This window comes from Pelodictyon clathratiforme, from assembly GCF_982375515.1.
Genome location: NZ_OZ455102.1, coordinates 1123827 through 1137906, shown reverse-complemented (window position 1 = coordinate 1137906; position 14080 = coordinate 1123827). Strand labels below are relative to the sequence as shown.

The 14080-nt window shown below is 46.5% G+C and carries 15 protein-coding genes; 7 read left to right on the top strand and 8 right to left on the bottom strand.

Annotated features, from left to right (window positions below; all coding sequences use genetic code 11):
* Positions 1-19: 19 nt before the first annotated feature.
* The 4 genes from AC56AD_RS05555 to AC56AD_RS05540 all read right to left on the bottom strand — a co-directional run bounded on the left by AC56AD_RS05555 (position 20) and on the right by AC56AD_RS05540 (position 3557).
* Positions 20-1150 carry an efflux RND transporter periplasmic adaptor subunit gene (locus AC56AD_RS05555; protein WP_012507888.1) on the bottom strand — a complete coding sequence of 377 codons (1131 nt, stop codon included), beginning with the start codon at positions 1148-1150 and terminating at the stop codon, positions 20-22.
* A gap of 28 nt (positions 1151-1178) precedes the next feature.
* The gene (locus AC56AD_RS05550) at positions 1179-2048 is read right to left on the bottom strand and encodes a helix-turn-helix domain-containing protein (RefSeq protein ID WP_012507887.1); all 870 of its coding nucleotides are present in this window, start codon (positions 2046-2048) and stop codon (positions 1179-1181) included.
* Between the two features lie 149 nt (positions 2049-2197).
* Positions 2198-2665, bottom strand: coding sequence for a methylated-DNA--[protein]-cysteine S-methyltransferase (locus AC56AD_RS05545; RefSeq protein ID WP_012507886.1), 468 nt, complete (start codon positions 2663-2665; stop codon positions 2198-2200).
* 4 nt (positions 2666-2669) lie between these two features.
* A complete protein-coding gene (locus AC56AD_RS05540; RefSeq protein ID WP_012507885.1) occupies positions 2670-3557 on the bottom strand; it encodes a hypothetical protein in 888 nt (295 codons plus the stop codon).
* A gap of 349 nt (positions 3558-3906) precedes the next feature.
* On the opposite strand from AC56AD_RS05540, the gene AC56AD_RS05535 reads away from it, so the two are divergent.
* The 4 genes from AC56AD_RS05535 to AC56AD_RS05520 all read left to right on the top strand — a co-directional run bounded on the left by AC56AD_RS05535 (position 3907) and on the right by AC56AD_RS05520 (position 6784).
* Positions 3907-4260, top strand: a complete 354-nt coding sequence (locus AC56AD_RS05535; RefSeq protein WP_012507884.1) for a hypothetical protein — start codon at positions 3907-3909, stop codon at positions 4258-4260.
* Between the two features lie 274 nt (positions 4261-4534).
* On the top strand, positions 4535-4684 hold the full coding sequence (locus tag AC56AD_RS05530) for a hypothetical protein (protein ID WP_190274028.1): 150 nt from the start codon (positions 4535-4537) through the stop codon (positions 4682-4684).
* A gap of 247 nt (positions 4685-4931) precedes the next feature.
* Positions 4932-5459 (top strand): glucosaminidase domain-containing protein, encoded by a 528-nt coding sequence (locus AC56AD_RS05525; protein WP_012507883.1) that lies wholly within the window; start codon positions 4932-4934, stop codon positions 5457-5459.
* A gap of 455 nt (positions 5460-5914) precedes the next feature.
* Positions 5915-6784: a UbiA family prenyltransferase gene (locus AC56AD_RS05520; protein ID WP_012507882.1), complete on the top strand. Its 870-nt coding sequence runs from the start codon at positions 5915-5917 to the stop codon at positions 6782-6784.
* An 80-nt stretch (positions 6785-6864) separates the two neighbouring features.
* On the opposite strand, the gene AC56AD_RS05515 is transcribed toward AC56AD_RS05520, so the two are convergent.
* Positions 6865-7149 (bottom strand): hypothetical protein, encoded by a 285-nt coding sequence (locus AC56AD_RS05515; protein WP_012507881.1) that lies wholly within the window; start codon positions 7147-7149, stop codon positions 6865-6867.
* A 136-nt stretch (positions 7150-7285) separates the two neighbouring features.
* On the bottom strand, positions 7286-8071 hold the full coding sequence (locus tag AC56AD_RS05510) for a penicillin-binding transpeptidase domain-containing protein (RefSeq protein WP_012507880.1): 786 nt from the start codon (positions 8069-8071) through the stop codon (positions 7286-7288).
* A gap of 196 nt (positions 8072-8267) precedes the next feature.
* Here AC56AD_RS05510 and rsgA point away from each other — a divergent pair, with 196 nt between their 5' ends.
* Positions 8268-9329: a ribosome small subunit-dependent GTPase A gene (rsgA, locus tag AC56AD_RS05505; RefSeq protein WP_012507879.1), complete on the top strand. Its 1062-nt coding sequence runs from the start codon at positions 8268-8270 to the stop codon at positions 9327-9329.
* Positions 9330-9516: 187 nt separating this feature from the next.
* On the opposite strand, the gene AC56AD_RS05500 is transcribed toward rsgA, so the two are convergent.
* Positions 9517-10815, bottom strand: coding sequence for a vWA domain-containing protein (locus tag AC56AD_RS05500; RefSeq protein WP_223293995.1), 1299 nt, complete (start codon positions 10813-10815; stop codon positions 9517-9519).
* A gap of 156 nt (positions 10816-10971) precedes the next feature.
* Between AC56AD_RS05500 and AC56AD_RS05495 the strand changes: the two genes are divergently transcribed.
* Both AC56AD_RS05495 and AC56AD_RS05490 read left to right on the top strand, forming a co-directional pair.
* Positions 10972-11391, top strand: a complete 420-nt coding sequence (locus AC56AD_RS05495) for a (deoxy)nucleoside triphosphate pyrophosphohydrolase (RefSeq protein ID WP_012507877.1) — start codon at positions 10972-10974, stop codon at positions 11389-11391.
* Between the two features lie 233 nt (positions 11392-11624).
* A complete protein-coding gene (locus AC56AD_RS05490; protein WP_012507876.1) occupies positions 11625-12344 on the top strand; it encodes a CsgG/HfaB family protein in 720 nt (239 codons plus the stop codon).
* A gap of 140 nt (positions 12345-12484) precedes the next feature.
* Here the strand turns inward: AC56AD_RS05490 and msrB are convergent, their stop codons facing one another.
* Entirely contained in the window at positions 12485-14005 is a 1521-nt protein-coding gene (gene msrB, locus AC56AD_RS05485; RefSeq protein WP_012507875.1) for a peptide-methionine (R)-S-oxide reductase MsrB, read from the bottom strand.
* Between the last annotated feature and the right edge of the window lie 75 nt (positions 14006-14080).

The following is a 14080-nucleotide window of genomic DNA, read 5'->3' as shown; positions in this document are numbered from 1 at the left end:
GGAAGCTGCTGAAAGCTGATCACTTCTTGATTGGCTTGATGAGTGCCCCATCCTGTAATTTTTCAATTCCGGCTGTAACAATAACATCCCCCTGTTTCACGCCTGAACTCACGATATAATTGTTGCCACTCTTTGCCGAAACAACAATCACCCGCTTCGTCACCTTGTTATCCTTTGCAAGCTGAAAAACAAAGACTTTGTCCTGCAGCTCAACGGTAGCAGCCTGCGGAACCAGCAGCACATTACGTGAAAGCGATTCGATGACCACCTTGCCGGTATTGCCTGACCGAAGCACCCCTTCCGGATTGCGAAAAACCGCCCTTATCCTGACGGAGCCTGTTGCCTGATCAAACTGGCCGCTTATAGTACTGATGGCTCCTTTTTCCGAAAACGTGCTGCCATCTGCCATAATCAGCGAAACCGGTGAAACTTGCCGAACTTTTTCCTGTAATGTCACTCCGGGATAGTATTGACGAAAACGCATAAAAGCAATTTCGCTCATACTGAACGAAGCATAGATCTCACTGACGTCGCTCAGAAGCGTCAACCACTCACTCTGGTTTTGACTGAGCAGACTGCCAATCCTGAAAGGGATTTTACCGATATAACCACTTACCGGAGCCTTGATAACCGTATAACCAAGATTAACGGCTGCAGAACGGGCGCTGGCTCTCGTCTGCTCAACAGCAGCAAGTGAGGCCTGATAGTTTGCCCGCGCAATTTTAAGCTGAATATCCGAGATCACCTTGTTCTGAACCAGCGGCAGCAGTTTTTCGACCTCAAGCTTTGCAACAGCCAGCCCAGCTTCAGCGGCATGTTGAGCTGCAAACGCACTGTTATACTGCTCGCGGTAAACCCGGTCATCAATTTTAAAAAGAGGCTGCCCTGCTTTTACAGATGCCCCTTCATCAACATATATTTTCTGAAGCGTACCATCGAGTTGCGGACGAATTTCAACATTGACCTTTCCTTCAAGAAGAGCTGAATACTCCTCTTTCACACTCGCGTCAGAGGTGCTGAGCGTCATAACCGGTAAGGCCGGAGTTCCCTGCTTCATGGGATCTTTACCACCTCCTCCCGATCCACAACCGGAAAAAAACAGCGGTACGCACATGCCGATCAAAACCGGAATACGAAAAAATCTTTTCATCAAATATGTACTCATCATCTTTTATTAATTATCCATCTGAACCAATATCTGCCTCATCACTTTTTACATGCCGGAACATCCTGCTCCGGAAGGCTGCCGGCATCATGCCAGTCTGAACCTTGAAAAAACGGCTGAAGTAAGCCTGATCGCTGAAACCAAGCTCAAAAGCGATCTCCTTGAAACTTTTTCTGCCATACGCGATCTCCCTCTTGGCCTCAAGAATAAGCCTGATATGCAAGATACGAGTCAACGTCAGATCGAATTTTTGGTGAAGAATTTCGTTGAGTCGTTTTGGAGTAATACCGAGTGCCGAAGCATAAAACCCGGCATGACGCTCCTTGCGGAAATTTGCTTCCAGCAACTCAAACAGCAAGCTCATGCGTTGACCGGCCTTGTCAAGCGCAAAAGCAGATTCATGATGGATTCTTGCAATCTGAAGCAGAAAAACCTTGAGATAACAGCGCAGAATGAAAAAGTCCTTCTTCCCCTGGCATTCAAGAGCCATAAGCCCTGCCAACTGAAGAAGCACTCCATGCTCACTCTCGCCTATCCTGACCCCGCTGTTCATGAAAGGATTAAACAACACCCGGAGTTGCGGGTTCATGATTGTACTGAACATCTCAAGCGAAAAAACAATAACATAACCTGATGGAGATGGCCCCTCATAGGCATGAACCTGACCGGGAGCCATAAAATAAACAAGACCCGATTCGACAGGATAGGGTTCAAAATCAATATAATGAGCCACACCGACCGAAGAGGTAAACCAGAGAATCTCAAAAAAATCGTGACGGTGATTTTCACGAGCCAGTTCAAACCCTGAATCTTCGATATCGACAATCCCGAAAAACGTATTTTCAAGTCGTGCTACCGGTATGTCACGAGAAACCTCTATCACACTCAACTCGCCACAAATAAATTACGCTCCTTTTGCAATCACCTATCTCTTTGTACAATCATAACATCAGATTAACAACATAAGTTGCTGAAAGTTGCATAACGATAGACAATCTTCCAGAAAATTTGGATTATTTGCACATTTCTCAACTAACCACAACCCCTTCGCTCAAGCTCCAGCAGAACCATTTTCAACTGGAGTCCGCCACGATAGCCAGTAAGTGCACCCTTACTGCCAATAACCCGGTGACAGGGTATGAAAAGAGGAATTGGATTTTTGTGGTTCGCCATCCCCACCGCCCTCGCTGCATGGGGATTTCCTGAAGCGAGGGCGATATCCTGATAGGTCGCCGTTGATCCATAGGAAATAGTGCGGAGATTCTTCCAGACACGCTGCATAAAAGGTGTTCCTGAAGGGGCAAGCGGAAGCGTAAAATCTTTCAACTCTCCCTGAAGATAGGCATTCAACTGTCGGAAAGCCTGCGTGAGCAGTTCCGTTTCCCCGACTGCTGCTTGTTGCGGCACAATCTCATCAGCAAAAAAAAGGTTCGTTATCGCACCATCAAGCTCGGCTACTGCAACCCTGCCGATAGTGGTCTGCTGAAAAGAGATAATCATGGTTTTATGCGCTTTTTTCCGGTAAAGCTGCAGATAACGATTTTACGATCTCTGTTTTTTTAAACCCGTTGTAGGCAAAGGTAATGCCAATAGCAAAAGCCATTGCTCCAATACCGAGAAGAACATTAAAAAAGGGCGGAGCCGTCAGTGCAAGCCGAACAACCACTGTGGCGACAGCAAAGCCAGAGTTGCGAAAAAGGATTTCATAGCTTGAGCTGTAGCGTAAAGAAACCAGCACCAACAAGACATCACTGAAAACAAGAACCGTGTAGAAAATGGCAAAAAAATCAAATATCGGCTTAAATGAGAGGTAAAAGAGGAGATCAGTGATACCAATTCCGATAAAAGTGATTAAAAGCAAAAGCGAAACCAGCTTTTTTGATGCAATAAAATCTGCTGTCGAAACAGAGCTTTGTGTAATGACACGATGTTGCTGAAGTTTGTAATAAAGGCCGAGGAGGAGAAAAATCAGAAGACCACCGCCAGCATTGGAAAGAATGTGCAGTACAGGTTTTGATGTCTCCACCCACACCAGAGGTTCGTTAAAGTGGATAAATTCCTCAAACGATTGCCGAAGCAGAATAAGCGAAAGAATTTCAAACTGCTTGCCAACCGAATCTGAAAGCGAGTTCGCAAGACTGAAAACCAAGCCAAGAACTTCAAGGCCAAGCAGCATGGAAAAGGCTATATTAATTGCGTAATAGTGGCTCGACGGCACCATCAATGCAAGTTCCTCCGGCAGCCATCCCTGACGACGAAACTCTATGAGGAAGAGAGCCGCGAGAAAAGCAATAATCAGAACATTCGCAGCAGTTCGCTTCGTCTGCTTATGCTCCCAGAAATGCTCAAGTGAATCAAAGATGCGATCAACTCTACCAAGTAAAATGGTCATAATGTCTTCTTGTGTTGAAGAGGAGAAAGAGGAATCTGTTTTGGCCAGCGACAACGGTTCCTCTATCTATTGTCCTCACAAGTTATCACTTGAACTGTTCTTTCTTCAACTCAGAAGAGAGATGTTGCCGTTTTTTTACAAACAGGCCACTTGACCCAATAGCTACAGTTATAACAGAATAATGCATTTTCTACCCACCGCATGACAGACGACCACAAGATAAATTCACAGCAAACAGTATATTGCGGGAAAAGTTACTGTTGGAAAATGATCATTGACACGGCATAACCATTCAATGGCCCCAATGATAATCTTCAAAGCCTGGATAAAAAACTCTAAGGAGGAAAAAATGAGCAATGCAGCGAAAAGTGTTTTCGTATTTGGAATTTATGAGCTGCTTATGGGCTGCGGCCTCATGGTAATGCCCAACCCCATTTTGATGTTTTTTGGTTTTGCCGCCACAGGTGAAGTCTGGATTCGAGTCACAGGATTCTTCGCCTGCCTCCTGGCTTTTTACGACTTTCAGGCAGTCCGCCAGGAGATGACCGAGTTTTTCCACTGGACAGTCTATGCCCGCGCATCAGTCATTCTTTTTTTTACCGCCTTTGTTTGGTCTGGCCTTGCAAGTCCCATGCTCCTTCTCTTTGGGGTAATCGATCTGCTCGGGGCAATCTGGACGGCTCTTGCACTGAGAAAGAAATAACCTGAAAAGCCGGTTTATTTTTTCGCAACTCAAACGGCCAGAAAATCCAGGACGATGATGCTTGTCTTTCAGAAACAACGTTCCTGATGATAGGCTCTATTTCCCGTTCGCCAGGTTCCATTGGATACTCTTCGTTAAAATGGTGCCCCGCTGCTAAAAATCCTGAAGAGCTCTATCTTCTTGATATTAAAGGAGAAACGCATTTATAGTGTATATTGTTTTTGTTTTTACGAGATATATTCATACATTGGAGTATATAAAAAAAATAATGCCTATGATTCACCCGATAGATCGATCACTCATCTACTCCGTAAACCGCTCATTAAAGCATTACGACGATACATCCTGTACTGGCGTTTTTCCTTTTCTTGTCGTCAAGCGTTTTAACAAAACCTTCAACACCATTCTCCGAACCCACATATGATCAACAAACAAGGTATCAAGAGACACCTTGCAAGTTTGTAATAGCATATACAGGCACTTTTTCTTGCCGATATGATTCTGAATTAATGCTATCGAGCTCCTTTTAAACATGATAAGTCAAGCGGTAAGATAGATATCAGCTTGGAAATCACACAGGAGTTGCTGTACCGCTTTTGATAACTTTAATTTGAATATAGCCTTGTGGTATATTCACACATATTCAAAGAACCAATCATAACGAAAAATTAATGACTGCATTATCCAACCATAATATTTTTCTTGCCAACAAGATTAGTCGAAAGTATTTCAATCAAGCAATCTTGTTGTTCTTCTTTTTCGTCACCTCACTGATTCCATCCCAAAACATTGCTCTTGCTGCAAACAGGGTGACAACTGATTATGTTATTACCCATAAAAACCATGCTGACTCAAAAGCCGCAGAATATGCTATTCCAGCCAATGTCATATTAGCTATAGCTCTTGTTGAGTCGGGTGCCGGTACCTCACGGGTTGCAACAAAATTAAACAATCACTTCGGGTTAACAGGAAAAAACAACGCTTCATGGAAATCTCAATACAAGCAGTATCAAAATACCGAAGAGTCCTATGATCACTTCTGCAAGTTCATTGCAAAAAAAGTATTTTACGATAAGCTGAAGCAAGGAGCAGAACCGGAACAATGGATAACTGCAATCAGTAAGACAAACTATGCCGGAAATGCCGGAGTCTGGAAAAGAACAGTTCTTGGAGCCTTGAATGCTATCAAAACTATTTAATATCCCCCTATAAAGCAGTTTCATTAACCAGGAAATGAGCGTCCTTCCCTTGGTTTAATAGAATCCCCCGTCGCTTGCAGCGGGGAATTCAACCCCAATTCGTTTTCCGCCAAGCAGTACATCATCTCAGCAGTCCCCTTCATCGGTCACCATTACTGCCCGAATACAACAATCCGATTTGAGGTGACGTGTCACTCACTTTATTCATGGAGGGGCGGTTCCATCAAATGTACGGCATCGAGTGAGATTCTCAAGGAACCACATATTACGGTGCCAGTCATGGCCGTCATAATTTGTTCAGGTAATGAGACGAGTTAAGTAAATTTACGAATGCTCAAACGGAGAAATCCGGAATGGCACGAAGGAACGGAATAAACAGAAAATGACTTCACAATAAAAAGTGAACTGCTTTACAAACACCCAAAAAATCTCATAATCGGTAGGGGGAACACAACGTGCCGAACTATTTCTTCAGAAATAAAATACACCTCTCGCTGCTTTCCGCGATTGGAGCAGCAAGCTGGTCTGTTTATTTCGATATCCCGGTTAATGGATGGGCTGTTTTGACCGTCTTTCTGCTGACCTTTTCGATCTATCAGGACAATCGGCTTACCGATGATGTTGAAGATACGACGAATGACCCTGATGGTCTGAAAAACGCCCGGAAAAACGAAACGCTTATCACCTATGTCACCTTCTACCTGCTCTCCTTTATCTCACTCGTTATCGCCTTCCAATTCGGACAACAGGCATTCTATACAACGGCACTGATCATTCTGATCGGATTTCTTTATAACCATAAATGCTTCCCGGCGTTGCTCTCCCGTCGTTTGAACGGTGCCCGGCGCCTGAAAGATATCTACGTCGTCAAAAACATCACCCCTCCGCTCGATTGGGCCACCGCCATCATCTTTCTTCCCCTCTTTTTTGAGGGTCAGACACTTTCACCGAAGGCCTGGATTTGCTGGGGTTATCTCTTTATCTGCGCATTCTTTATCGAGGTCATGTGGGACATGCGCGACCGCCGGGGCGATCTCTCAAGCGGCATCAAAACCATAGCCAACACCTTTTCCTTTCTGCATACCAAACAGTTCCTCATCATCACGAGCGTGATCTCCGGAGCCGTGCTGTTCTTGTTTACCTTCACGAACATCCTTCCGGGATCCACCTATTTCCTGCTGGCAAATAACGCTGCCGTGATCGTCATCGCCAGTATGTACCAAGAGAACAAAGAGTCGTTTATGCGGAAGATCAGTGACGTAACCATTCTCCTCGCAACTGTTCTGTTCCTCTCCTTTGGCCTGATCGCCTTTTATTCGAGATAACGCTTTTCGTTTCTCATCAACTTTTTTAAGTTTCTCTGTATCCTGTCGGGCAACGTCAGTGTAGAAAAGCGTATACCCCATTACTCAAGACCAAGCAGGTTATTGATATCTGATTTTTTGAGAACCGTGGTTTTACTCTCCTCAACTTGCTGAAGAGAATGCTGTAAATGCTCAACGACCTTTGGGTCCGAAAAATACCGGTTGATGTCGCTCATTTTCCGGGCAGGAATAATTTCAAAGGTTTCGCTCTTCCCGCACTGGATAATTACCCGTTCCTTGTTTGCGATATCAAGGTATTTCCGAAGGTTACGCCTCAACTCTGTAGTGCTTATTGCTATCGATTGTTCCTCTTTATGTATCACCATAGCGTACAAAACATCAGTAAGATAGTTGTATGCCGGATAACCACCCTCATGTCATGACGCGACCTGCGTTGTCATTCAATAATTATAATCAGTTTTCAGATGGGGATCCGGCATAACCGAAGCTGATGCGTTGCATCTACAGAAGATTCTGAGACCTGAAAACGTTTTCAACGATAGCGCGGGCGGCTTTTCCTGTAGGATGCTCTCCGCCGGTGATGTTGCAGGCAAACACGTACTCGACTCCCCCACTTTCGAGAAAGCCGACAAACCATCCGAGCTCTTCTTTGCCGTCAGCACTCTTGCCTGATCCGGTCTTGCCATAGAGTTTCCCTTTTGGAGTTTCTGCTACCAGCATGACTTCACGAAGTGTTTTCACATGCTTTCCGGAAAACGGCAGCCTGCCGTCAAGCAGTTTGTTTAATAACGCGACCTGCTCTTTGGCGCTGATGAGCATTCCGGTTTTTCCTTTCCGGGGAAGCCAGAAAGTATCGATCCCCGCAGAGATATCCCCGTTTCCATAGCCGATCCGTTCGATATATGTCTTCATCCGTGCAGGCCCGATAGCTCTTGCCAGCGCCTGAAAAGCAGGCACTGCCGAAACCCGGAACGCCTCACGAAGAGTTAAATCGCCATTCCATGCATCGATATCCCGATGCACACCATCCCATGTATACCAGGGATCATCGGCTCCCTTGATCAGGCCGAGCTGCAAGCCGATAAGAGTATTATAAATCTTGAATGTTGAGCAGGGAGACATTCGCCGAGCGCTGAGTGCCGGATTCACATCGGTCACAGCACCGGAGGAGCGGTTAACGATCACCAGCGCCGTATCCAAGGCGCCGAAAAGCGTTCTGTCGATCTCCTGCGCGCCCGAACGCGTCGGCACGCCAAAGAAAAGCAGCAATAATATCAGTAGTTTCATTCTCTTTTAACTCCCAAAATGGTATCGGTTTACTCTGAATAAATTCACAAAAAAATAACAAAACGGTAAAATCGATTCAGGATGAAATAATAGCTGTTTTTGCGAAATGATTTACACGTTATCTTTAGCGAAAAAATAATGGCCCTCTTTTTCCAAAATCGGGCAGATCAGTCTTAACAGTCTTCAATGACAGATTATGATAACATTAAGTGATCTGGGCTTTGACGTGTGGTTCGAAGCACATATCGATGACATCCGCCATGAGGGTCAGAACATTGCACGCATAACAGCCGTTGATCGCAATTCTTACCTTGTCAGGAATGAAATCGGTGAGATTCCTGCCGAACTTGCGGGAAAGTTCTCTTTCCAGGTTGAGTCATCGGTTGAGCTGCCCTGTGTCGGCGACTGGGTCAGTGTGCAGTATCATAATGAGGGCACCCTGGCAATCATCCATGGGCTCTTTCCACGAAAAACGTTTTTACGCCGGAAGCGTGCCGGCATGGAAGTGGAATACCAGATGATTGCAGCCAATATTGATCTCGCATTTATTGTCCAGTCCTGTCACTTTGACTTTAATCTGGCGAGACTGAACCGCTATCTGGTCATGGCGGCTGACGGGCATGTTGAGCCAATTATCATTCTTGCCAAAACGGATCTGATCTCCGACGCTGAACTGCAGGAGAAGCTTTCGGCTATAAAAGAGGCTGGAATCACGACAAGAATTATCGCACTCAGTAATCTGACCGGCGCTGGATATGACGAATTCCGGGAGGTATTGTTTCCAGGAAAAACCTGTTGCCTGCTTGGTTCGTCGGGAGTCGGCAAAACGACGATGATCAATCACCTGACTGGACGGAATGATCTTGATACCAAAGCGGTCAGTGGAACGGGAGAAGGCACACATACAACGACGCGTCGGCAGCTTATTGTGCTTGACAATGGCGTTATGTTCATCGATACGCCCGGAATGAGAGAGTTGGGCCTTCTGGGCGCCGGTGAAGGAGTCAACAAGGGGTTTGAAGATATTATTGAGCTTGCCGGGGCCTGTCGCTATGCCGATTGCAGCCATACACAGGAGTCAGGATGCGCGGTTCTTGCTGCAATTGCAGGTGGAGAGTTGAGTGAAGAGCGCTATGCAGGCTATCTGAAGCTCCGGAAAGAGTCAGAACACTATGAGATGTCCTACCTGGAGAAGCGGAAAAAGGATAAGGCATTCGGACGCTTCATCAAGACAGCAAAGAAGAATCTGAAAAGATGAATGAGCTGGATCGGACAACCGACTCATGCGAATGGGTTTCAATCCCCGCTGCTACTCACCTTACCGATAAGCATAAATCCTACAAATAAAACAGTGTATCAAATGATCATAAAGAACACTTCCGAAATTGACGCAATAGTTGAAAAGAAAGCCCTCTGCAGGGCTCTCTTTTCAACGGAGTGCAGATTTACTTGAACCTGAAGTTTTTGGCTTCGGCCTGGGCCCTCAGATTTTTGAGAATGACTGAGCCGAGGCTCTGTTCACCAGCATTTTGTTTCTGTTTCTGCAGGATATAGGCATCCCGTTTCCGGCTCAGTTCTGTAATCTGCGCTTTCACCTCTTCCCGCTCTCTCTTTTTTTGCTGAACATAGCCGTTCAGTTGACCGGTGTTCATCTTCCGCAGCTCTTCCGGCAGTTCTTCCTTCTTGAGCTGACCGGTTGTTATTTTTTTCTCTTCCACTGCATCGACCAGATCCCACTCCGAAGCCTTGTAAAGACTCGATCCTTTTGAGACACTCCTTGCTGCCGAAACGGGTGCGGAAAGTTTTGCAGCGTTCGCGTCCTGCTGCGACTGGCGGGCAATGCTCTCTTTTCCAGCCTTGCCATAGGGTACATAGGTGCTGTTGATCCGGCTGTTCAACAGTACCAGATCATGATCATAAGGTGTCGGAATACCTCCTGCATCCCTGTCGCTGTCGATGGCAAAGTAGCTGCCACCACCCAAAACGGCCCCTCTCTGCCAGAATGATCCGATACCTTCACGGTAGTCCCCACAGTAGATGGTGTTGACCACGATATCCTTTCCGGCAGCCCACCGGCAAGCCACATCGTAATCAATCGATCCCTGGTTGAACGGTTCATTACCCGCAATGAAAATCATTTTCAGACCTTCCCGGGAACTATTCCACTGCAACTGGTTCAGGCTGCTGCCGATAACATGCCCGCAATACTCCGAACCGCCGTTGGTGTCGAGAGAGAAAAGCGCTTCGGAAAGCAGGTCGAGGTTTTCCGTAAACGGAGTCACCTGACGGATATATCCCGACGTTGCCGGAAGGTTGTTGTTGCCATATTCATAGAGCGCGACCTCAAGCCGAATGTTTTCGCCCCGTTTATGCATTCTTGAAAGTTCGTTGACGATCTGCCATAACTGGCTCTTTGCCTGATTGATCAGTCCGTCCATACTGTTGCTGGTATCGAGCAGCAAACAGAGCTGAACAAGCCTGTAATCACGAGGGCATTTTTGTTCAACCAACCTGAGATTGTCGTACTGCCGTGCATAACCCTCCATGGCCTTCCTCAGCGAGAGCGCCTGCACTCCCCTGACCTCAGCATTGTCTGAACCGGCTATAGTTTTTGCTTCAAGAGATGTTGTTCCGGTGGCTGCGCAGACAGCAACAAGCAGTGGCAATAATTGTTTCTTCATGATAATCACACGATTGCAGTTGAGAATCCTTCCGTTCAGATTAATGACGATATCCCCATTCATTTCTTGCACTCTCCTCATAAAACCCGGAATAAGCGTCTGTACTTCTTCTGGATTTCGTATCATGTCTCTGAAAGAGAGGAAAACATACCATCCTGCAAAGGAAAATAAGTGGCGCACGATGCAACACCTCACTGACAAAAATACCGGGCATCCTCAATGGCTGTTATAGAAAATGTTCCTCATATCGGGGATGTTGTCTGTGCGATTATTGAAAAGGAAGGTTTGTTTCTTGTCGCACAACGTCCCGAAGGGAAGTCGATGGCATCCCTGTGGGAATTTCCCGGCGGCAAGGTAAACCAGAATGAAACGGAAAAAGCTGCCCTGCAAAGAGAACTTCAGGAAGAACTCGGTGTGACGGTGAACATCATTCAGCGCCTGACCCCTTGTTTCCACACCTACCCTGATTTTTCCCTGACGCTTATACCGTACCGATGCCTGTTGTATGGAGAGGAGCCCAGGGCGCTTGAACATCAAGCACTCCGTTGGATAACTCCTTATGAAACAGGCTTGTACAACTTTCCCGATGCCGATGTGCCGATACTCGAAGAGTACCTTGCACAAATCAGATCGTCCTGAAATAGGCTGGAACGTTGAGCAAAAACGGTTAAATCATTCGATCTCCCCCTGTGTTGTCAACACATATACGAAATTTTTACCCGTAATAGCTCAAGAGAAATGACTGAAAAAGTCAAGTACAGGAAGGCCAGTATTCCTTACATGCTTTGGTTTTTCTTTTTACTGTGATACTTTTAAGACATCTGTTTTACAGATTTTTTGTTTTAACCTTAATTACCCCTCGGAGGATCATTATGCGGATTAAATTTTTTCTGATGTTTTTGTTTCTTTTTTCAATCTCTGTTTTTTCTCAAGGATTCGCCGAAGAGAAACCTCGTCTTGGGGTATTGAGATTCACAAACCACACCTCTGCAGGATGGTGGGAAGGGAGTGTGGGAACGGATCTGCAGGATATGCTCATTGCAGAACTGGCATCGACGAACAGTTTTCGAGTACTCGAAAGGAGAGAACTTGACGCTGTTCTCAATGAACAGGATCTGGGTGATTCCGGAAGGGTAAATCCCAGAACAAGGGCACGATTAGGGAAAATTACCGGTGCCAAGTATCTGGTCGCTGCTACACTTTCAGCCTTTGAACAGAACACAAGCGGTGGCGGAGGGGGACTCTCTTTTGGTGGTATCAGTTTGGGAGGCAGGCAGGACAAGGCCTATATGGCTGTCGACCTTAAAGTGATTGATGTTGAAACAGGCGAAATCTATGATGCCCGGACTGTAGAGGCCACATCAAAATCCAGTGGTATCAGCGTAGGTGTACACCGTGGAGGCTTTGGCGGTAACCTTGGCCAGTATCAGAATACTCCTGTAGGGAAAGCAATCAGGGCTTGTATCATGGAAATAGTCGAGTACCTGGAGTGCTCTCTGGTAGAAGGAAAGGATAGTGGTTGCATGGACGAGTATAGATCGAAGGAAAGATCCAGAAGAGAAAAGACCAAAGGTTCAATTCAACTAGATTAACTGACAGTATTGACAAGGGGGCGGCTCATGAAGTACGCCCCCTTGCATCTGCATTGAATGATTGCCCTGCCTGAAACCGCTGATGTTATGAACTTCCGTATTACCAGAATCCATCAGTTACATGACCTCTTTTTATAGTTTTATGGCTGCTTTTTCGATGAGGATTTATCCGGCTCGAATTCAAGTATGACTGAGTTCATGCAGAAGCGCTTTCCCGTTGGAGGCGGCCCATCGTCAAAAACGTGACCAAGATGTGCTTTGCAGCGTCCGCAAACGACCTCTGTCCGCTCCATACCAAAAGAGGAGTCTTTCCGATAGAGAACACTGTTTGGGCGCAGGGTTTCAAAAAAGCTGGGCCAGCCGCAGGTAGTGGCAAATTTGGCGTCGGAGCGAAAAAGCATATTGCCACATGCTGCACAGAAGTAGCTTCCCCGCCCCTCATAATCCCAGTATTTTCCTGAAAATGCCTGCTCGGTTGAACCGTGGCGAGCCACCTCATATACTGCCGGAGAAAGCACCTCCTTCCAGATGGCATCAGAAAGATTGAGGCTGGTTGTATCGGTACGCGAGTAATAGGGATTGGCCGGATGTTGCTTTTCAGTCATGGCTTTGGGTTTTTCAGTTATTGTTGGGGGCGCGGCCCCATTGCATGCCGACAGTGTAACAATAGTCATCAGAATGAAAAGAGTCGTTCGTGCCAGGCGTCGAAATATCTGGTTCACTGCTGATGTTGACACACCAAGCTGACGAGCCGTCTCAGCATATGATAATCCAAACTCCCTGATAAATTTCACCGCGAGTTCCTTTCGCAATGCCGTACACTCATCTCTTTTACTGCCGGACTCCATCAACTGCAATGCAACGCCACATTCTCCGCATCTTTTACGAAGCTCTTCAGCAGCATCCTGACTGAAATTCGACGCTGGTATAAGAGCCTTTACGGAATCATCTGCCTGGTCAAGTATCTCCCTGACAAATGCACTGCTACCGAGAATCCGCTCGTCGCCGAATTGCTTTTCTCCGCGCTGCCTCAGCGATTTCACTTCCGACCACCCTCCGGTTGAACGAATCAGCCCTCCACCGGTTAACTCAGGCTGCTCTCCTTTTCTGCTCTCCGCTTCAACAAAGAGTCGATATGCCTCTCGGGCCATCCCCTCCTTTTCCCCAAAAAAGCGCAGCACAAAGTCGCTCTCCTGCCACTCATGGTTGCACTGCTTCATGATGACCGCATGACCACTCCACCGATGCTGGTCGAGTTCCTCCAGGGAATGCACAATTCCTGCCCTCAACGGGTTAAGATGAATATAGCTGACCAACCGCACAAAGTAGGGCTCCTCCTCACAGACGATCGATTTATATCGGTTTTGAAAGAGATGACCATACCTCTTGTGGCGACGATTGTACACTGTTGCATAGCCACTCAGAAGCTTGCGCATAAATGACGATAAACCCTCCTCACTGCTCTTAAGCAGGATATGGGCGTGATTGATCATCAATGCCCATGCGTAGATCTCCGTGCCTGTTGCTTTTGCCAGCCTGCCCATGCGAAGGACAAATTGATCACGATCGGTGTCATCCATGACGATTCGACACCCCTCAATACCCCGCACCATCACATGATGGAGAGTTCCGGGTGCATCAAGTCTTGCTCCACGCGGCATGTTACCTCCCCTTTTGAGTTGCTGAAAATTATCCGAAATTTAACTAAATATTTGAATAAGTACCAAATATCAACA

Excerpts from the sequence above, each read along its gene's own strand:
- AC56AD_RS05500 (WP_223293995.1), bottom strand. The coding sequence starts at position 10,815 with ATGAATGGGGATATCGTCATTAATCTGAACGGAAGGATTCTCAACTGC.
- AC56AD_RS05510 (WP_012507880.1), bottom strand. The coding sequence starts at position 8,071 with ATGAAACTACTGATATTATTGCTGCTTTTCTTTGGCGTGCCGACGCGT.
- AC56AD_RS05545 (WP_012507886.1), bottom strand. The coding sequence starts at position 2,665 with ATGATTATCTCTTTTCAGCAGACCACTATCGGCAGGGTTGCAGTAGCC.
- msrB (WP_012507875.1), bottom strand. The coding sequence starts at position 14,005 with ATGCCGCGTGGAGCAAGACTTGATGCACCCGGAACTCTCCATCATGTG.
- AC56AD_RS05515 (WP_012507881.1), bottom strand. The coding sequence starts at position 7,149 with ATGGTGATACATAAAGAGGAACAATCGATAGCAATAAGCACTACAGAG.
- AC56AD_RS05530 (WP_190274028.1), top strand. The coding sequence starts at position 4,535 with ATGATTCACCCGATAGATCGATCACTCATCTACTCCGTAAACCGCTCA.
- AC56AD_RS05525 (WP_012507883.1), top strand. The coding sequence starts at position 4,932 with ATGACTGCATTATCCAACCATAATATTTTTCTTGCCAACAAGATTAGT.
- AC56AD_RS05495 (WP_012507877.1), top strand. The coding sequence starts at position 10,972 with ATGGCTGTTATAGAAAATGTTCCTCATATCGGGGATGTTGTCTGTGCG.
- AC56AD_RS05490 (WP_012507876.1), top strand. The coding sequence starts at position 11,625 with ATGCGGATTAAATTTTTTCTGATGTTTTTGTTTCTTTTTTCAATCTCT.
- rsgA (WP_012507879.1), top strand. The coding sequence starts at position 8,268 with ATGATAACATTAAGTGATCTGGGCTTTGACGTGTGGTTCGAAGCACAT.
- AC56AD_RS05535 (WP_012507884.1), top strand. The coding sequence starts at position 3,907 with ATGAGCAATGCAGCGAAAAGTGTTTTCGTATTTGGAATTTATGAGCTG.
- AC56AD_RS05555 (WP_012507888.1), bottom strand. The coding sequence starts at position 1,150 with ATGAAAAGATTTTTTCGTATTCCGGTTTTGATCGGCATGTGCGTACCG.
- AC56AD_RS05540 (WP_012507885.1), bottom strand. The coding sequence starts at position 3,557 with ATGACCATTTTACTTGGTAGAGTTGATCGCATCTTTGATTCACTTGAG.